At 39.6% G+C, this 21102-nt stretch carries 14 protein-coding genes; 3 read left to right on the top strand and 11 right to left on the bottom strand.

The genetic code is table 11. The features are described from left to right. Nucleotides 1-90 precede the first annotated feature (90 nt). The 8 genes from RWP19_RS07210 to recQ form a co-directional block, all read right to left on the bottom strand. Entirely contained in the window at nt 91-1668 is a 1578-nt protein-coding gene (locus RWP19_RS07210) for a DEAD/DEAH box helicase (RefSeq protein WP_314357096.1), read from the bottom strand. 187 nt (nt 1669-1855) lie between these two features. After that, complete coding sequence (locus RWP19_RS07215; RefSeq protein WP_314357098.1) at nt 1856-2248, bottom strand: hypothetical protein; 393 nt, start codon at nt 2246-2248, stop codon at nt 1856-1858. Nucleotides 2249-2269: 21 nt separating this feature from the next. Next, nucleotides 2270-3223: a hypothetical protein gene (locus tag RWP19_RS07220; RefSeq protein ID WP_314357100.1), complete on the bottom strand. Its 954-nt coding sequence runs from the start codon at nt 3221-3223 to the stop codon at nt 2270-2272. 148 nt (nt 3224-3371) lie between these two features. After that, a complete protein-coding gene (locus RWP19_RS07225; protein ID WP_314357102.1) occupies nt 3372-4856 on the bottom strand; it encodes an aldehyde dehydrogenase family protein in 1485 nt (494 codons plus the stop codon). A gap of 238 nt (nt 4857-5094) precedes the next feature. Then, nucleotides 5095-7362, bottom strand: coding sequence for a Tex family protein (locus RWP19_RS07230; protein WP_314357103.1), 2268 nt, complete (start codon nt 7360-7362; stop codon nt 5095-5097). Next, a complete protein-coding gene (locus tag RWP19_RS07235) occupies nt 7359-7853 on the bottom strand; it encodes a dihydrofolate reductase (protein ID WP_314357105.1) in 495 nt (164 codons plus the stop codon). Before RWP19_RS07235 ends, RWP19_RS07230 begins: the two co-directional genes overlap by 4 nt. 77 nt (nt 7854-7930) lie before the next feature. Further along, nucleotides 7931-8722: a thymidylate synthase gene (locus tag RWP19_RS07240; RefSeq protein ID WP_314357107.1), complete on the bottom strand. Its 792-nt coding sequence runs from the start codon at nt 8720-8722 to the stop codon at nt 7931-7933. Between the two features lie 115 nt (nt 8723-8837). After that, nucleotides 8838-10703, bottom strand: a complete 1866-nt coding sequence (recQ, locus tag RWP19_RS07245) for a DNA helicase RecQ (protein WP_314357109.1) — start codon at nt 10701-10703, stop codon at nt 8838-8840. A gap of 251 nt (nt 10704-10954) precedes the next feature. On the opposite strand from recQ, the gene putP reads away from it, so the two are divergent. After that, nucleotides 10955-12442: a sodium/proline symporter PutP gene (gene putP / locus RWP19_RS07250; protein WP_295259787.1), complete on the top strand. Its 1488-nt coding sequence runs from the start codon at nt 10955-10957 to the stop codon at nt 12440-12442. Nucleotides 12443-12515: 73 nt separating this feature from the next. On the opposite strand, the gene RWP19_RS07255 is transcribed toward putP, so the two are convergent. The 3 genes from RWP19_RS07255 to nifJ form a co-directional block, all read right to left on the bottom strand. Further along, nucleotides 12516-13544: a YafY family protein gene (locus RWP19_RS07255; protein WP_295259786.1), complete on the bottom strand. Its 1029-nt coding sequence runs from the start codon at nt 13542-13544 to the stop codon at nt 12516-12518. Between the two features lie 349 nt (nt 13545-13893). Further along, nucleotides 13894-15510: a methyltransferase regulatory domain-containing protein gene (locus RWP19_RS07260; RefSeq protein WP_314357110.1), complete on the bottom strand. Its 1617-nt coding sequence runs from the start codon at nt 15508-15510 to the stop codon at nt 13894-13896. A gap of 272 nt (nt 15511-15782) precedes the next feature. Beyond that, a complete protein-coding gene (nifJ, locus tag RWP19_RS07265; protein ID WP_314357111.1) occupies nt 15783-19319 on the bottom strand; it encodes a pyruvate:ferredoxin (flavodoxin) oxidoreductase in 3537 nt (1178 codons plus the stop codon). Between the two features lie 386 nt (nt 19320-19705). On the opposite strand from nifJ, the gene RWP19_RS07270 reads away from it, so the two are divergent. Together RWP19_RS07270 and RWP19_RS07275 are read left to right on the top strand one after the other, a co-directional pair. Further along, a complete protein-coding gene (locus RWP19_RS07270) occupies nt 19706-20629 on the top strand; it encodes a LysR family transcriptional regulator (RefSeq protein ID WP_105094131.1) in 924 nt (307 codons plus the stop codon). Beyond that, nucleotides 20629-21057, top strand: a complete 429-nt coding sequence (locus RWP19_RS07275; RefSeq protein ID WP_314357113.1) for a hypothetical protein — start codon at nt 20629-20631, stop codon at nt 21055-21057. The genes RWP19_RS07270 and RWP19_RS07275 overlap by 1 nt, the downstream gene beginning before the upstream one ends. The last annotated feature ends 45 nt before the right edge of the window (nt 21058-21102 follow it).

Consider the following 21102-nt stretch of genomic DNA (forward strand, 5'->3'; position numbering starts at 1 on the left):
TTATCGACCCCCAGTTTAACTGGGGGTTTAGTCATGCCTATTCGGCGTGCAATAAAAAATGTGGATTGCTCGTAAGCAATCCACATTCTATTAGTCTTTAAAGTAAGGTTTGAAACCTTCACCTTGATGACGAGGTTTTTTTTCACCACGCGGACGATCAGATCTACGATCATCTCTGCGGCGGTCCCCTTTGCGGTCATCACGACGATCACTTCTACGGTCATCGCGGCTGCGACGTGGACGATCATCACGACGACGATCTCCGTCACGGCGACGATCACCATCTCTACGACGGTCACCACGGCGACGGTCACTACGTCCACCTTCGCGGCGACGGCGTACACGCAATGGTTTTTCTTCTGTAATATTTACAGGAGTTGTATCTGGTTCTTTTGTTAACAATTTAAGAGCTGCTGCCAAAAGTGTTACGGAATCTGTATCATTCAACAATTCCTCTGCACTAGATTTGAATGGCGCTAATGCTTCTAAATTATCTGTCATTTCAACGAGGCTTTCAATTGCCAAACGTTGTTGACCTTCAAGAACTTCACCTAAGGAAGGTGCACGGCGGCGTACGATTTTACGTTTTGTTAAACGCTCGATAGCATGTAAATGCTCCATTTCACGAGGGATAACGAACGTGAAAGCTTGACCAGCTTTACCGGCACGGCCTGTACGACCTACGCGGTGCGTGTAGCTTTCAGGATCTTGAGGCATATCATAGTTATATACGTGAGATACGCCTGAAATATCAAGACCACGAGCTGCCACATCAGTAGCCACGAGAATATCAATGGTACCTTCGCGGAATTGACGAATTACGCTGTCCCGTTTTTGTTGAGACAAATCGCCATGAATACCTTCCGCCATGTAACCACGTTTTTTAAGACCTTCTGTTACTTCATCAACACGACGTTTTGTACGTGTGAAGATAATAGCAAGTTCAGGTGTTTGGATATCAAACAAGCGGCAAAGAACATCGAATTTTTGACGGTCTTGCACTTCGATATAATATTGTTCAATTAAGTCCATCGTAACTTGAGTCGGTTTCATACGAATCAATGTTGGCTCTGTCAAATATGTTTCAGCTAATTGTTGGATAGCTTTAGGCATAGTTGCGGAGAACAACAATGTTTGATGGTCTTCTGGGATAGCACCCAAGATTTTATTGATATCATCAACAAAGCCCATGTTTAACATTTCGTCGGCTTCGTCCAATACCACAACTTTCACATTGTCAAATTTAATAGAACCGCGATCCATATGGTCCATCAATCGGCCTGGAGTGGCAACGATGATTTGAGGGTTCTTTTTCAAGGCACGGAACTGACGATTAATATCTTGACCACCATAGATAGGTAGTGCTGTGATATTTGTGTATTGAGCCATTTTGTTAAGCTCTTCAGCTACTTGGATAGCTAATTCTCGTGTAGGGGATAAAATAACTACTTGAACGTGACGCTCATTCCCGTCTACGCGTTCCAATACAGGCAAGCCAAATGCTGCTGTCTTACCAGTACCTGTTTGAGCTTGACCGATCATGTCTTTACCGCTCATGGCTACTGGGATAGCTTCCTGTTGAATTGGCGTAGGCTCTTCAAAGCCCATATCGTTTAACGCTCTTAGAACAGGTTCGCTAATCATTAATTGTTCAAATTTTTCTAACATCTAAATGTGTTTCCTCCTATCGCGCACGAATTATGCGCGTTAGAATAGTATATCATATTTCAAAGGTGAACGCTATAAAAGTAATTACAAGTCAAAACTAAATGTGCTTTCTTCTCCCCCTTAACTGTTCTATTAAAACGATTCCACTCAAAACAACACCCAAAAATCTAAATTGATATATTTACTACTAAAAGAACATATGCTTTAATGCATAACCTAAACCGGCAATACCGAATAATATAGAAAAAATAGCAAAAAGGCCACGTTTATAATATAAACTATTTCGCTTTTGATAAAAACCTGTACACATTATCAAAAGCACGAAAATGCTCCAAGCAACACCATATCTCGCAATAAATAAATAATCTCTATCAATTAAAAATTTACAATTTAATAGGACTACAATTATAATTGCAATTATTGTTAAATACTTGGCTAAATTACCAAAAGTTCTATGCTTTTTGATATATTCATATTCTTCATCAATGACACGTTTACTAAGCTCAAGTTTATATAACCCTATACATAACGATATAGATGTGAAAATCCAAATATATCCTAACATTTCAAGTTTTTTCATTTTACACCGTCCACTATATGGTTACTTACTCAAATACTGCTGTAGGGTTTGATTTTCTAACGGCCCTAATTGTAAAGCCTTCCTATTTTTAATTGCATTAATAGCTAAGGCTTCAAAGGTATCTTTATCAAAATCAGAAAAGTCATTAAAGGAATTAAACACTATAAATTGTTGATTCAATAAGTTAGGTAATACCTCTAAGTCTTTCGTTCTTACTGTATCTAGCTCATTTCGTGCATAAGATTCATATCTCTCATCACCTGAATTATTCTTGCTAAACCGACCTATATCAAGATTATTAGAATAATAGCTATATATAGCTTTCTGAGAGAAATCAAGTTTAGTCAATTTTCCAAATTCAAAATTATAATAAGCATTATTTCTTAAAATATGCTCACTACCATACTTACCAATAATAGTTCCTGTAGAAAGATCCACTATATCATTATGCTTAACCATATCTTCCTTTCTATATGATACATAGAAAGGTAGCTTTATAGTATATCCAGCGTGTGGACCTGTATATCGTTTCTCACTATCATAAAAAATCTCATGCCATATATCTCTATCATTTTCATCAAGACTAGAAATATTAGGATATAACTCATCAAGACTCACATTAAAGTCTGTTTTTTTAGCATCTATTCGAGGAATGAAAGTATTATATTTATTAAGATCTTTATTCCAAGCATCTAACAAACTTACATTTTCATCAAAAATACCAATACCGTCTAAAGTTATGTAATAGAGTTTATTATCCACCTCATGAACAGCAACTACATTATCAGCAATCTTATGTTCTTCATCGTCATAAAATAATGTACTATTACGAAATTCAGTTAAATGAATGGAGCTATTTTTAAACTCACTGCTACCAGCTAACAATAAAATTACTATTACCATTAAAGTAATATAAATTAATAATATGGCAGCAATAACACAACCAATCCATTTTAATACTCTCTTTGAACTCATAATATCCCTCTCTAAACAATACGATTTTATATGGCTACAATTATAGCATACCGTATCCTTTCACAGATAATAAGCTATTGTTAAGCACAAAAAAGGCACCTCATTCGAGGTGCCTCATTGTTATAGTTCATAGGAGAGTTGAAGTTTATTAATCTAAATCGTAGAAACCAGATGGTTTATCGCTCAAGTTAATAATGATATTTTTCATTTGAGTGTAGTGCTCAAGGATAACTTTGTGAGTTTCACGGCCAATACCAGATTGTTTATAGCCACCAAATGGTGCACCTGCTGGGATGGAGTTATATGTATTTACCCACATACGACCTGTTTCGATTGCTCGAGCTACGCGGATTGCGCGGTTGAGATTTTGTGTAAATACGCCGCCGCCAAGACCGTATAAGCTGTCATTAGCTTGTTCGATCACTTCTTCTTCGCTGTGGAATTTAATAACAACCGCTACAGGACCGAAGATTTCTTCGCGAGCTACGCGCATATCATTTGTCGCATCTACGATAAGTGTAGGTCTAATGAAGCAACCTTTACCAAGTTCACCATCAGTAACGCGTACGCCACCAGCTGCAATGCGAGCCCCTTCTTCTTTAGCTAGTTCTACATAACTAAGTACTTTCTCAACTTGTGCTTCGTAAATCAAGGAACCAAGTTGTGTAGATTCTTCCCAAGGCAAGCCAATTTTTACTTTATCAAATAAAGCAGAAAGTTCAGCTACGAATTTATCATAAATTGTATCTTGTACAAAGATACGGGAACCTGCGCAGCATACTTGACCTTGGTTAAAGAGAATGCCGAGCATTGCCCCATCGAGAGCTTGTTTCCAATTCGCATCGTCAAAGAAGATATTCGCAGATTTACCACCTAATTCCAATGTAGCAGGAATCAAACGTTCAGACGCGGCTTTATATACATCAAGACCTACTTCTGTAGAGCCTGTGAAAGCAAGTTTGCTGAAGCCAGGATGGTCAAGGATATATTGACCAGATTTAGAACCTTTACCAGTTACGATATTCACAACGCCTGCTGGTAAAATGTCTTTCAAAATATCGCCTAATACTAAAAGGCTAAGAGATGTATGGCTAGAAGGTTTAATTACAACTGTACAACCTGCTGCAAGAGCTGGTGCCAGTTTCCAAGCAGCCATTAGGAATGGAAAGTTCCAAGGTACGACTTGACCTACAACGCCAATCGGTTCACGAATGATGAGGCTCAATGTATTTTCATCAAATACTTGGGCGGAGCCTTCTTCGGAGCGAAGTACGCCAGCGAAATAACGGAAATGATCTGCCCCAAACGGAATATCTACATTCAAAGTCTCACGGATTGGTTTACCATTGTCATATGTTTCAACTTGTGCCAAATACTCTTTATGAGCATCGATAGCGTCAGCAATTTTTAACAAGTAATCAGCGCGCTCTACTTGAGATACTGTTTTCCAAGTTTTAAAAGCTTCTGTTGCAGCATCTACTGCTTTATCAACATCGTCTTTCGTAGCCTCTGCACAGATAGCAAGTTGTTCGCCATTAGCAGGGTTATATACATTGAATTCAGCACCATCAGATGCCGGTACCCATTCATTATTAATTAAAAGTCCATATCTTTCTTTAAGGTTCAAGCTCATAGCATTACCTCCTATGTAGAAATATAGATTGAGGAAGATGTCCTCTGTGATTTCATCATACTCCTTATATCTAAATATTTCAATCAGATATATCATTTTCGATATATCACTTCTGCATTAATATACATAGTTTTAAGCTATATAGAAAAACCGCACCCTCAAAATCCATAGAGAGTGCGGTTTTGTGTACAATGACTTTTAGTCAAGAGTATTTCTCAATAATATAATTCAATTGATACTAATTGTTTTGCCGACCACTATTATTACGGTTATTGTTACGATCGTTGTTTCGACGTTGTCCGTTGTTATTTCTGTTTCGGTTATTATCGTTATTCTTTGGCTTTTCTAATTGTAATGCCTTTACAGATAAACCGATACGATTACGTTTTACATCAACAGAAATAATTTGTGCTTCAATGATATCGCCTACAGCCAGCACATCAGATGGATGTTGACGGCTGTTACAGAGTTCACTACGATGTAAAAGACCATTAGTTTTTAAGCCAAAATCTACGAAGGCACCAAAATCAACTACGTTGTGAACAGTACCTTTTACAACAGTACCAACTTGAATATCTTCAAGGCTTACTACATGTTTTCTAGTAAGCGGTGCTGGCAAATCTTCACGAGGGTCACGACCTGGTTTTGCCAAAGCCCCTAAGATATCTCGTACAGTCGGCACGCCTGCATCCAGTTTTGCGGCCATTTTTCCGGCATCAACAAGCGGTAATTTCACTTGTAATGCTTCCAGTTGCGCTTTGTCTTGCAAATCTTTTAAGGTAAAACCTAATTCACCAATAATGCGTTCTGCCAATTCATAGGACTCAGGATGGACAGATGTATTATCTAGTGGATTTTTACCGTGTTGTAAGCGAAGGAAACCAGCACATTGCGTGAATGCTGCAGGACCTAAGCGAGGTACTTTCAACAATTCTTTACGGCTTTTAAATACACCATTCTCTTGACGATATGCAACGATGTTTTTAGCCACTGTACTAGAAATGCCTGCAATATGTTGCAAAATAGCTGGAGATGCTGTATTGAGCTCCACCCCAACGTGGTTAACTACAGTTTCCACTACTTGATCTAAGGTATGAGTCAATTGTTTTTGGTTTACGTCATGTTGGTATTGACCTACGCCGATAGATTTAGGATCAATCTTAACAGATTCAGCCAATGGATCTTGTACACGACGTGCAATGGATACTGCACCGCGTATGGTTACATCTAAATCTGGTAATTCATCGATAGCCAATTTAGAAGCAGAATATACAGACGCGCCTGCTTCATTGGTGATGATGTAATGGCAGTCTAACTTTTCCTCTTCAATCATGGTGGAAGCAAACTGCTCTGTTTCGTAGGATGCAGTACCATTACCAATTGATAAGAGAGTAACTTTGAACTTACGGATTTTATCCGCCAATACCTTTTGCGCTTCTTTGCGAAGCTTTTCACTATTCGTTAAATAGTAGGCACCGTAATCCAGCACATTACCTTGTTGGTCGATGATAGCCATCTTACAACCTGTACGGTAACCAGGGTCAAGGCCCATGATAACGTGCCCTACCAAAGGTGGCTGCAATAATAGGTTCTTAAGGTTTACACCGAATACCTTGATAGCTTGCTCGTCCGCATTTTCCGTCAACTCATTGCGTATATCACGCTCTAGAGCAGGGAAAATTAGACGTTTGTACGCATCGGCTACTGCAGCTACTTTATAATCTGCGAATATGGATTTTGGATTTTTCTCTAATTTCTGCACCATGTAAGCAACATAAGTATCACCTGGTACAGTGAGGGCTAACTTTAAAGCACCTAGTTTTTCACCACGATTAACCGCCAAAATACGGTGAGATGGCATCTGACGAACCGGTTCGGCATATTCTGCGTATTGTAAGAACTGTTGTTGTACCTCTTCATCACCAGTCAACTCAGCTTGAATAAAGCCTTCGTTCCACATCTTTTTACGCAAGTACGCACGGAAGTCAGCACTATCACTAACGATTTCCGCTACGATATCAGATGCACCTTGAATAGCGTCTTCTGGGGTTGGCACCTCTTCCGTTACATATTCTTTTGCAATCTCTAAAGGATCACCAGATGTAACCGTATCGTTAAGGATCATTTCCGCCAAAGGTTCTAAACCACGTTCACGGGCAATCATAGCACGAGTACGCTTCTTAGGACGGTATGGTAAATACAAATCCTCTAACTCTTGAAGCTTTGTGGCGGCCTCTAAGGACTTCATCAATTCGTCGCTCATCTTTTCTTGCTCTGTAATAGATGCAATGATTTCTTGACGACGTGTTTCCAAGTTACGCAAGTATTTAATGCGCTCTTCAATGGTACGCAATTGCTCATCTTGCAATTCGCCCGTTACTTCTTTACGATAACGCGCAATAAATGGCACCGTATTGCCTTCGTCCAATAATTCTACGGCAGCTTGCACCTGCTTTGGCTTAACATTTAATTCACTGCCAATAATGGCAAACATTCTTTCACTCATTTAGATGCCTTTCTGCGATAGGTTACAAAACGATGAGGATATTTGTGCTTTTCATCCACCGCGCCGTCTACTACGGATTCAATGGTGAAAGCCTCTTCTGGAAACTCTGGGAAATATGCATCCCCTTCAAATTCGTGGTCTACTTCTGTAATGTACATCGTATCCACGTAAGGCAAGAAAGCCTCATATACTTGAGCACCACCGATGACATAGGCCGCATCAAGAGCACGTGCTGCTTCTGCAGCCGCCTTAGGACTATGGAATATCTTAACCCCTTCTGGCGCATCAAAGCCCTTATCACGAGTAATCACCCAGTGCTCACGATTTGGCAACAGGAACGGCAAACTTTCAAAGGTCTTACGGCCCATAATGATGACATGACCTGTAGTTTTTTCTTTAAAGAATTTCAAATCATTCGGCAAGTGCCAAATCAAGGTATTATCTTTACCAATCACACGATTATGTGCTACGGCTACGATTAATGCTAACATACTGGCCTCTTTCGGTTAATACTATATGGCAACAGTCATACATATGATTCCATTTAGCAATGGACATGAACTCAGTTCTATACAGCAACAGTCATGGACAACTTACCTAGATGTTCATATCCATCTAATGTAACGTCCTCTGGTGTGAAATCATAGAAGTCTTTTACCTCAGGATTCACAATAATTTTTGGTGCTGGCAACGCTTGATCACAACGTGCTAACTGCTCGCGCAATGCTTCTACATGGTTTTCATAGACATGAGCATTGTTAATAACATGAGTAAATTTACCAGGTTTAAGACCTGTTACTTGAGCAATCATGCATTGTAACGCTGCATATTGAGCAGTATTAAACGGAACGCCAAGGCCCATATCGCCACTGCGTTGGATGAGCATGCAGTTTAAGTGTCCATCAGCTACATCCCATAATGTTTCATACGCACATGGTTGCAATGCCATATCATCTAAATCGTCAATATTCCACAGTGTAACAATCATACGACGGCTATCAGGATCTTCCTTGATAGTCTTGATGAGATTATCAAGTTGTTTGTACTTTGCAATTTGGTAACCATAGGCCTTACCAATGGTACCATCTTCACGCATCCACTCATCCCATACGCGGACGTTCATTTCTTGTAATTTGCGTACATCGTTAGATTGCATTTGCCAAATCCACAGCAATTCTTTTATAGCCGTTTTGAAGGCTACAAATTTTGTGGTCAAAATGGGAAATTCCTCTTGCAAGTCAAATTGCATAATTTGATGTGGCAATTTATAAGTTGCAACACCTGTACGGTTTTGACCATACGTGCCATGTTCTAAAATATTTTCAATAATACCGAGGTATTGTGTATCTGCTAGACTCATATGTCCCCCTAAATCTATGTATAATACGTCGAATAATACTAACCTTATATCTTACAATATATAGTACTATCATACTAAAAAATACATAGTACTACCATATATACAGTAAAATTTATTATCCCTTATATTCTGCAATGGCCTGTAAAAAACTGAGGCCATATTTTTTCAATTTTGCTTCCCCTACACCCTTAACATTGCCAAACTCACCTAATGTTGTGGGCCGTAAATTGGCTAGGTCAATAAGTACTGTATCGGGGAAGATAAGATATGGTCGAAGCCCTGCCTCTTCGGCTAAGAGCTTGCGATGTTGTCGTAAATGTTCAAATAAACCACCTGACCCAGAACTAGATTTTCCTCGTGCTGTAGTAGACGTAGACCGACTAGTTCGAGATGGTACAGACACATGTTGTCTGATTTCCTCCACCTCTTTATGCCCACTGAGGACCTCCTCAGCGCCAGCCGTCAAGGATAGAACAGGATACTTACCTGAAGAACTACGCAAATAACCAGAAGCTACAAATTGTTGGATGAGCCCTTTAATAGATTTCTCGTCTACATTACTTAGTAAACCAAATACAGGGAGTGCATCGTGGCCAGCTCGCATAATACGGTCAGTTCGCTCACCGCGCACGATAGAGGTAATCATAGAGGCACCATAGCGCTCATCAGTGCCCATAATAGCACGGAAGATAGCCTTCGCCTCTTTTGTTACATTCACCTTATCACCGGAGCCTTTACAGGAACTACAATTATCACAAGTAGTCCAAACGGTGCTTTCACCAAAATAGTTAAGCATATATTGACGTAAACAATTACTACAGAAACAGTAGTCAATCATAGACTGTAACTTGCGGAGCTCCACCTCTTGTCGCTTAGGCGTCTCGATGGACTGTTCAATCAAATATTTATGAACTTGTACATCCTGCCCACTGTAGAGCAAGATACATTCTGCAGGAGCCCCATCACGACCTGCACGGCCCGCCTCTTGATAATAAGACTCCATGTTACGCGGCATTTGGTAATGCAATACATAGCGCACATTACTCTTATCGATGCCCATACCAAAAGCATTGGTAGCCACCATGACCTGCAGTTTATCATCTGCATAAGCGTTTTGCATCTCACGGCGCACCTCATCGCTAAGGCCTCCATGATAATGGCCCACCTTAATGCCTGCACGGGTTAGATTTTCATACACTCGATCTACATCCTTGCGTGTCGCACAGTAGATAATACCATTTTCGTTGGCATGTTGACGCACGTAATGGACTACATAATCCATGCGCTTTGGTGTACGGAGGACTGAGAACGATAAATTTGGCCTATCAAAGCCCGTTACGTATACATTAGCCTTGTCTAGGCCCAATAGTTTCTTAATATCATTTTCTACATATTTCGTCGCCGTCGCTGTGAAAGCCCCCACAATAGGGCGCTTTGGCAGTGAGTTGAGCCACTCACCGATAAGACGATAGGACGGTCTAAAGTCATGCCCCCATTCAGAGATACAGTGAGCTTCATCCACAATGACTTGAGCGATAGGCAATGCTCGCAGCACATTGCAGAAAAAATTAGACCCTAATCGTTCAGGTGCAATATATAAGAGTTTAATCTTACCACTTCGCACTTCGTACATCGTTTTATTAAACTCCGCTTGGGTGAGCGTACTATTGATGAGCGCCGCTGGTATATTCTGCACTAACAAGCCATCTACTTGGTCTTTCATAAGAGAAATCAGTGGTGAAAATACGATTGTAAGCCCCGCCTTACAGAGTGCAGGTATCTGAAAGCAAATAGACTTCCCTGCCCCCGTCGGCATAATGCCAATTACATCTTCATTGCATAATAAGGATGCAATAGGAGCCTCTTGAGCCGGTCTAAAGGAGGTATACCCAAAGTAAGTTTCTAACATGCGCAGTGCTTGTTGCTTTGTCACAACTGGTTGCTTAACAGTTTCTTGTTTTCTCATTTCCTGTTGTTCCATGGGCCCTCCTTTCATATTCCGTATTTCATTCTTTTATTTTAACATATTTCATATGCCATTGGACTTATTAGTATATACAATTTTACGCCAGCTAGTCTAATACATATCGTGAAAGACTAGACGTAAATTTATATAGAAACTATGAGTACATCACTAATTTTTTACACTCTAACACATTAATATATGGTACAATAGGAATTATTTATAATACTATAGAATAAAACTACAACCTAAGGAGGTCTTATATAGGCATGACACAAGACAACTTAATGATTATCATCGCCTTTGCCTTATACCTAGGACTCATGATGTATATCGGGGTCTACTATTACAGGAAATCTAACAGCATTGGTGATTACATTCTCGGTGGCCGACAACTAGGACCATGGATCACAGCACTTAGTGCGGAAGCATCAGATATGAGTGGTTGGATGCTCATGGGTGTGCCTGGCCTAGCGTATACTACGGGGATTTCTGGTGTATGGATTGCCGTAGGTCTCACATTAGGTACATGGGCAAACTGGAAGTTTGTTTCTAGACGCTTGCGTAACCATACTGAGGTAGCTAGTGACAGTTTAACTTTACCGGACTATTTGAAAAACCGTTTCCACGATCAATCTCATTCGGTAGCCGTTATCTCCGCCCTATTTATCTTGATTTTCTTCTTGATTTATACATCATCAGGATTCGTAGCAGGTGGCAAACTGTTCAACACCATCTTTGGTCTTGATTACACCGTATCTCTATTTATTACAGCGGGTATCGTCGTATTCTACACATTCCTCGGCGGCTTCCTCGCCGTATCTTGGACAGATTGTATCCAAGGGGCATTGATGTTCTTCGCTATCTTAGCGGTACCAATTACAGCTGCCATGTTTATGGGTGGTCCTATTGAAACATTCCAACTCATTCAACACGAGTTTCCTCAAGGACTTAGCCTATTCGGTGATCCATCTGATTGGTTCACTTGGGTTATTGGCTTGATTTCTTCTCTTGGTTGGGGGCTTGGCTACTTCGGTCAACCTCACATCCTCGTAAGATTCATGGCCATCTCCGATGCAAAAGAGCTCAAGAAATCTACAAATATCGCCATGGTATGGGTTATCCTATCCCTTATGGCGGCCATTGCTGTAGGTCTCATCGGTCACGTATATATGTTGCCAGATAAATTGGTAGGCACTGATGCGGAAACTGTATTCCTCATCATGACAGAACGTCTCTTTACACCATTTGTAGCAGGTCTCATCTGGTCTGCAGTACTCGCAGCTATCATGAGTACCGCGTCTGCCCAGTTATTAGTAACAGCCTCTGCCATTTCTAATGACTTCTATGCGAATATCATTCATCCAAAAGCGAGTGATAAAGAATTGGTACTCGTAAGTCGTATCGTAGTACTTATCGTAGCATTAATTGCCATCTATATGGCAATGGATCCTGATAGCTACATCTTAACCATGGTTGCCTATGCATGGGCAGGTTTTGGTGCTGCTTTCGGCCCAGCTATTTTGTTCTCCTTATTCTGGAAACGTATGACACGTCATGGCTGTATCGCAGGTATCGTCGTAGGTGGTTTAACCGTTCTTATTTGGAAACAATTTGGATTCCTCGACCTTTACGAAATCGTGCCAGGCTTCCTCTTCTCTTCCATCGCTATCTACGTAGTGAGTATCATGGGTAAATTGCCTCCTCGTTCAGTTCTTAAGGACTATCGTGAAGCAGAAAAAATGCACGTTCTATAAATTAGTAATTGTACATTTGAAGATTGCATATACAAAAAAGAGCTAGTTGATTCAACGATCAACTAGCTCTTTTTTATGAGTATTGTTCTAAGCCTTCCTTAATAGCATCTTTCACTTCTGCTACCAAAGATGCTGGTGAAAGTACTTTCACACTTTGCATATATTGAAGTGCCCAATACTTAAATGCATCATGATTTACACGTACACGGCATACAACATCATCAGATGTGACGTTGGTGAATTCCACATTGCCATCGAACCAATCTAAAATTTGGTTTACAATAGACCGCTTTGCCTTAAAACTTACGGTAACGGATTCACCGCCGAACATGTAAATATGTTCTTTTACATATTGTGATACATTGAAGGTGCGTTGCTGGTTATATCCCTTTATCTCACGTAAAGGTTTCCTACGTTCGCTCAGCACCGTAATGTGTGCAATTCGATCGACACGCAATGTAGACATGTCATCATAATTTTCATGGTTCCCAACTAGGTAATAGTGTCCTCGATTCATAACTAGTTGGAATGGATTGAATACATACTTTCGCTCCTTATTATCTGGACCGAGATTGATATGTAATCGTTTATCCACGTCAGGTTGGCAATAAGCCAAGGAAATTTTTCTCCCCTTTTGTATTGCTTCCTCTATGAGATCAATGTTAAGGAATAAGTCCTGACTTCTATGAAGGTAACCCGTAGCACTTTCAATATCAATACCATGGGGCTTGAAATGAGAGCTACCCAATTTAGCAACACGACTAATTAAATCCTTACGTTGAGATGCGGTAATATGACGAGACGCCAATATACCATCAATTAATAATCTCAATTCTGAATCCTCAAAAGTATGAATCATATAAAAATCAGTACGGCGAATAGTACCATCTGCTCCTACGGCAGATTCTTCACATTGAATACCAAAATCACCAGATTCATATAAATCATTTAAATGACGGCCTAAGGTCTTCCGATCGACGGATACCTCGTACCGCTCGGCTAATATACTGCGAATCTCCTCTTGAGATAAAGTATGATTAGCATCCGTTTCACTTTTCAGGATCTCTAGTATATATACTAGAACAGCCTTCTTAGATGCCATAAAAGACTCCTTTTACAAATAATACAATAAAAACAACATTGTAACTAATACAATTTATAATATCATCCACAACACATCGGATGATGTTCACAAAAATACCCATACATAGTATACCACACTTTTCATATATGGTTCATTTATTTCTCATTAATTTTATCGATTTACTATACTTTTTTGGCAATATTAAATAACTAAATGTAATAATTATTAAAAAAGATTAAATTAAATTATATAAAACAAAAACCCATTACTACTTAATACACATAAATGTTATAAGTATAATGGGTCTTATGTTTATCCTGAAGATTATATGAATCACCAAAATATTATCTTAGAAATTTTAAAAGAATTACGAAAGACCATCGTTTTTCTTACTTCTAATAAAGCCTAATTGCTCCATACGCTTCGTCAATTCATTATAGAATGCTTCCGCCATGGCATTTTGGTGTTTACCAGTTTGGGCCTTATCAGCGCTAAAGAGAGAATCTTTAATCTTCTTAATCATCGTAGACTTGGCTTTAGGCTTATTCAATAATTCCATGAACAATAAATCTTCTTCAGAAATATCACCAATAGCGTCATTGAACATATTGGCACCATAAATATATTCACTACCACCATCAGCAATAGCTTTTACAAAGTTTGTAAAACGAGCGGGTACATAGGATAAGCCCTCCATATATTCCTGTTTATCAGGGAATGTTTTATAGAATCGAATACCACCGCGTACCATATGTTCAACGATAGCTTTATATAAACTACATACAGCTGGTTCTAAGTCATCTTCAGATGCATTAGCAGCATCATGAGCAGCTTTTAAAATGGCAAGGGCTTCAATCATATTGAAAGTGCCACCATCTTTAATGAGCGCTTGGAATGTATCTCGCATAAGCTCATTTTCAAACATTTCTAATGCTTCTTCATCAAAGAGGATTTGGAATACAAAACTATTTACGATAGACCGTACAGGTACTGTATTCACCTTATCTGGATTAGCTACATCATAGCTAATATCCTTTGCAGCACTTTCTTTACAAATAATAGACTTGCGGAATGTTGTATCAAGCATAAAGTCTAAATATTGTTCTTGATCCGCTTGGCTATTAGGAGCCAATTTTTCAAGTTTATCGGCGATACTGTCATCATAGGTACGAACCATTGATAATGTTAAATCTGCATCACACACATATGTAAGATTGTGAGCTTTCAAATGATCATTGAATTGATAGAAGTAACATGGATCATTATGAGGTTCTAAATGGTCATGACCTACATAATAATCATCCTTTTGCATAACGGAACGCAAGGCACCTAAGAATTTACTATTACGCTCTTTAAGGTTATCATAATTAAGAATTTGAGCACCTACTAGACTACCTACAGTTTTACCGCGTAATACCTTTTCCTTATGAGTCAACTCATCATAACCACGATTAGCAAATAACATAAGTTGACGAACCTCTTCCATCGTATGCCAACCTGGGTATGTATTATAGGATGCATATGCAATGCCATTATCAGCCAAATGATTGGATATAATATCAAGTAGCTTATCCTTCATTTCATCGCTAATCCAAGAGTAAAAACCATGGGCAATAATGTAATCAAAGTTTCCTAAGGATTCATCAAAGTTCAAAATATCCCCTTGCAATAGAGATACATTATCTAACTTGGCATCACTAATAATTTTGTTGCCCTTCTCTACTTGATCTTGGGAAAGCTCAATACCTACAAAGGTTGCTTCTGGATTATGCACAGCTTGAGAAATAATATTTCCTCCATAGGTAGCACCTAATTCAAGTACACGTGCTGTTTTAGCCGTTGGTGGTTTAAGACCTACAAGTGTACCATACGCTTCTAAATACGCAGGTGTTGTATATGGAAATGGATAGGATTTATAGCCTAACTCTTTATATATTGTTTGTTGCATATCGTCTGTTGCAATCTGTTGATTATCCTTAGCCATAAGCACCTCTATGTTTACTATTAAAGTTATCAAATCATATATCAGTACAATATACCTAGTAGTATATGCACAACTATTTAATATTATACCAAATTCCCAGTATATTACCTATTGTAAAAGCATTAGTAATTCAGGAACTACCTATTCAAGAAATCGCCGCATTAATTTAAGATACAATAACATAAATTCCAGATAAAATTAACTATATTATATACAAAAGAGGCACCCTCGAAAGGGTGCCTCTTATTAGTTCTTAGTCGTTAAATAATGAATTATTTTACGTCTTCGAAACCTTTTTGTAAGCGAACGTAGCTTAAGCGACGATCTTTAGCGTCTTGTTCAGTTTTAGCGAACAATTCTTCTGCAACATCTGGAGCTGCTTTAGCCAAGGAAGCATAACGAACTTCACCTTTAAGGAAGTCTTGGAAGTTTTCAGTTGGTTCTTTGGAATCCAAGGAGAATGGATTTTTACCTTCTTCTTTAAGTTGAGGGTTGTATCTGTAAAGATCCCAGTAACCAGCTGCAACTGCTTTACGTTGTTCTTCTTGAGCTTTACCCATACCAGCTTTGATACCATGGTTGATACATGGGCTGTAAGCGATGATCAAGGAAGGACCTGGATATGCTTCAGCTTCTGCAACAGCTTTCATCAATTGGTTTTTATCTGCACCCATAGCTACTTGTGCTACGTATACATAACCATAAGACATAGCCATCATGCCAAGGTCTTTTTTCTTAGTACGTTTACCAGAAGCTGCGAATTGAGCAACTGCTGCGATGTTAGTGGATTTGGAAGCTTGACCACCAGTGTTGGAGTATACTTCAGTATCGAATACAAAGATGTTGATGTCTTCGCCAGAAGCTAATACATGGTCAACACCGCCGAAGCCGATATCGTATGCCCAACCGTCACCACCAAAGATCCAGTGGGAACGTTTGATCAAGAATTGTTTTTTCTCAAGAAGTTCTTTTAATTCTGGAGTTGTAGCACCTTCAGCTTCGATAGCTGCTACTAAACGTTCGGAACGTTGACGAGTTGCTGCACCAAGGTTAGCAAATTCAATCCATTGTTCCAAAGCGTCTTTCAATTCGCCTGTAGCAGTTTCTACAGCTTTAGAAGCTACTGCAACTAATTGTTGACGAATTTTCTTAACGCCGATGTACATACCATAACCATACTCAGCATTGTCTTCGAACAAGGAGTTTGCCCAAGAAGGACCTTGACCTTGTTGGTTAGTTGTGTATGGAGAAGCTGGCATGGAAGCACCCCAAATGGAGGAACAACCAGTAGCATTCGCAATCATCATACGATCGCCGAACAATTGAGTTAACAATTTAGCGTATGGAGTTTCACCACAACCTGCACAAGCACCGGAGAATTCGAACAATGGTTGTTCAAATTGGGAACCTTTAACAGTTTCCTTCTTCATAGGGTTTTCTTTTACAGGAAGGTTAACACCGTAGTTCCATGCTTCAGCTTGTTCGATTTCAGAATCGATGGAAGTCATTACGATAGCTTTGCCTTTAGGAGCTGGACAGATATCAACACAGTTACCGCAACCCAAGCAATCTAATGGGGATACTGCGATACGGAATTGAAGGTCTTTAGCACCTAATGCAGGAATTGTATCGAAATGTTCTGGAGCCGCAGATACTTCTGCTTCAGTTGCCAAGATTGGACGAATTGTAGCATGTGGACATACGAAGGAACATTGGTTACATTGGATACAGTTTTCTGGTAACCATTTTGGAACGAACAATGCAGGACCACGTTTTTCGAATTTAGCAGTACCAGCAGGTAATGTACCATCTTCGTAACCAGCGAATGTGGATACTGGAAGATCATAACCGGCTTGTGCATTGATTGGTTGTGCAATATTTTGAACGAAGGATGGGCAAGATTCGCAACCAGGTTTAACTGCGTGACCGCCTTCATCAACAGCGTTTTTCCAGTCAGCAGGAACATCTACTTTTACCAAAGCGTTAACGCCTTGATCGATAGCAGCGTTGTTCATGTCAACGATATTTTGACCTTTTTTACCGTAAGAAGTTACTACGGATTCTTTAAGGTATTTAACAGCGTCATCTACAGGGATGATTTCAGTCAATTTGAAGAATGCAGCTTGAGTTACCATGTTGATACGACCGCCCAAACCGATTTCAGAAGCGATTTTCGCAGCGTTGATGATGTAGAAGTTCAATTCTTTTTCTGCGATTTGACGACGTAATTTAGCTGGTAAATGTTCGTTCAATTCTTCAGGAGACCAAGTACAGTTCAACAAGAATGTACCGCCTTTTTTGATGCCGCGGATCAAGTCGTATTCATGTACGTAAGATTGACGGTGACATGCTACGAATTGAGGTTCAGTTACCAAATATGGCAAGTTGATTGGGTTTTTACCAAAACGAAGGTGAGACATTGTTACGCCACCAGATTTTTTGGAGTCGTAATCGAAGTATGCTTGAGCATACATGTCAGTATGGTCACCGATAATTTTGATAGCGGATTTGTTCGCACCTACAGTACCGTCAGAACCGAAGCCCCAGAATTTACATTCAGTCAAACCAGGAGTTTCAACTTCTACGCCTTCAGCACGATCTAAGGACAAGAATGTAACATCATCATTGATACCCAATGTGAAGAATTTCTTGCCGTTTTCAGCAGCCAAGTTATCGAATACAGCTACGATGTCTGCAGGGATAACGTCTTTGGAGCTCAAACCATAACGGCCAGCGATAACTTTTACGTTACGACCACCATCGATTACAGCAGCTTGTACGTCCAAGAACAATGGTTCAGCCAAAGCGCCTGGTTCTTTAGTACGGTCAAGAACTGCAATGCGTTCTACTGTTTGAGGAAGAGCTTTCAACAAACGATCTGTTGCGAATGGACGGAACAAGTGAACGTTGATGAAACCAACTTTACGACCCAATTTGTTTAAGTAGTCAACAGTGGATTGAACTACTTGAGCGGAGGAACCCATAGTTACGATTACATCTGTTGCATCAGCAGCACCATGGTAGTTGAACAATTGGTAGTTAGTGCCAGCCAATTTGTTAACTTCGTTCATGTAGTGTTCTACAACGTCAGGAACGTTCAAATAGAATTTGTTGGCTGCTTCACGATGTTGGAAGTAAACATCAGGGTTTTCTGCAGTACCACGAGTTACAGGAGCATCTGGATTCAATGCATTTTTACGGAATGCATTAACAGCGTCCATATCAACCAATGGTTTCAAATCTTCATAGTCCCAGATTTCGATTTTTTGAATTTCGTGGGATGTACGGAAACCGTCGAAGAAGTTGATGAATGGTACACGAGTTTTAATAGCTGTCAAGTGAGCTACAGCGGACAAGTCCATTACTTCTTGTACGGAGGATTCAGCAAGCATAGCGCAGCCAGCTGCACGAGCAGCCATTACGTCTTGGTGGTCACCGAAGATAGCCAAAGCATGTGCAGCCAATGCACGAGCAGCTACTTGGAATACACCTGGAAGTAATTCGCCGGCTACTTTGTATAAGTTAGGAAGCATCAATAACAAACCTTGGGAAGATGTGAAAGTTGTTGTTAATGCACCAGCTTGTAAAGAACCGTGAGTTGCGGCAGCAGCACCTGCTTCAGATTGCATTTCTACAACTTGAACAGTGTTGCCGAAAATGTTTTTACGACCAGACGCAGCCCATTCGTCAATGTGTTCTGGCATTGGGGAAGATGGAGTGATTGGGTAAATCGCAGCAACTTCTGTAAAACCATAAGAAACGTGAGCAGCCGCTTGGTTGCCGTCCATAGTTTTAAATTTACGACTCATGTGATTATTGCCTCCTTAAGCATTTAGCAAAAATAGAACACTTGCTTAATCTATCATTATGTTTAGGAATAATAACCATTACAAACTTGCGCACATGAAAAAATAATGCAATAATATATATGTTATATATAATATTGGCATTATGTGTGAACATACTTTTGTAGTGGGCACAACCATAATTCCTAATATCATAACTTGATATAGCCCTATAAGCACATTATAACGTGCTGGGCCCTATCAACGCAACACATACAGTGACTGTCGCTTTGCCAATATTGCTATCCATACTTTACATAAAGTAATAGCTAATTGCATTATAGTAATAACTTTTCTCATTTAGTTTAAGTCACTTCCTATAACCAGGTTTTATTTTTAGGGGGTTAATTATGGATTTTCATCATTTGAAATACTTCGTTGAAGTAGCTGATCAAAAAAGCTTTAGTAAAGCTGCGCGGAATTTGCACATCTCCCAATCTGCTATCAGCCGTACTATTAAAGCTTTAGAAGATGAACTTGGTGTTGTTCTCTTCATGCGTAATGCTAAATCTGTAGAACTTACTGATGGGGGTACCATCTTCTTAACCCACGCAAAACGCGTAGTATTCATGTTTGAACATCTTAAAACTGATTTTGAAAACGAATTTCGTTTGGAACAAGGTTCCATCAGAATTGGTATTCCACCAATTACCGATGCACCTATTTTTGCACAGCTCTTAGGGGAGTTCAAAAAAGTATATCCACAAATTGAATTAGAACTTTATGAACAAGGCTCTAAAAAAGTTGAGATCAGTGTTCAGGAAGGCTTAATCGATATTGGTATCATTTGTACAAAACCAAATCCTAAAGAATTTGAATCCTTCTACCTCACTAGCGATCCACTTTCCGTTATTGTTCCTAAATCTAGTCCTCTAGCGAAAGAAAAAGAAATTCGTTTAGAAATGCTGGCTGATGAATCCTTCGTATTGCATAAAGATGATTTTAACTTACATGACGAAATCATCAAAGCTTGTAAACATACAGGTTTCCAACCTCATATTGTATTTGAAACGAGCCAACGTGATCTTATGTTACAAACAGTTAGTGCAGACCTTGCTATTGCATTGTTACCGTCTCGCCTCTGCCCTGAAGTAGGTGAAAACACAGAGGTTGGTTCCAAGGTTGTTGTACGTCCACTTGTACCAGAAATCATTCATACACTTTATGTTATTTGGAAAAAAGGTCATTACCTCTCCCACGCTTCTCGCTTGTGGTTAGACTTCGTAAATTCCAAATTACCATTACCTGGATTACAACTTGAGGATCTTCAATAATGAATAAACCATCTGGGCTCGCATCTAAATTGCGGGCCCTTTTGAAAACTAAAGAAACACCCATGTGGGGCGTTATCATTGTGCTGGTCATCGTCATAATCTTCCAGCAAATACAAATCTCAGAATTGCAATGGCGCGTCGATGAAGACCACGATGGTTCTTCCGTTGATAGTGTAGCTGGTCGCCTTTACATCCTAGAAGGGATGGCTAATAAACATAGCGACCAACTGGATGGTATCTTTAAAGACATTCGCCAATTACAAAACGACGGTGCCAAATACGACTGGGAACTAAAACAACTACAATGGTTGCATCCAGAGCTCAAAGTACAACCACCAGAGGCAAACCCACGCCCATTCAAATCCACAGATCTAAACCTCGATATGAATCCTGGGAAAGTGCCTGATGTAACAAAACAAAATCAATAAAGAAATCAGAAATAAATAAAAGCACCTTACATACCTACAAAAGTC

This window comes from uncultured Veillonella sp. (assembly GCF_963522475.1).
Taxonomy (GTDB): domain Bacteria; phylum Bacillota; class Negativicutes; order Veillonellales; family Veillonellaceae; genus Veillonella.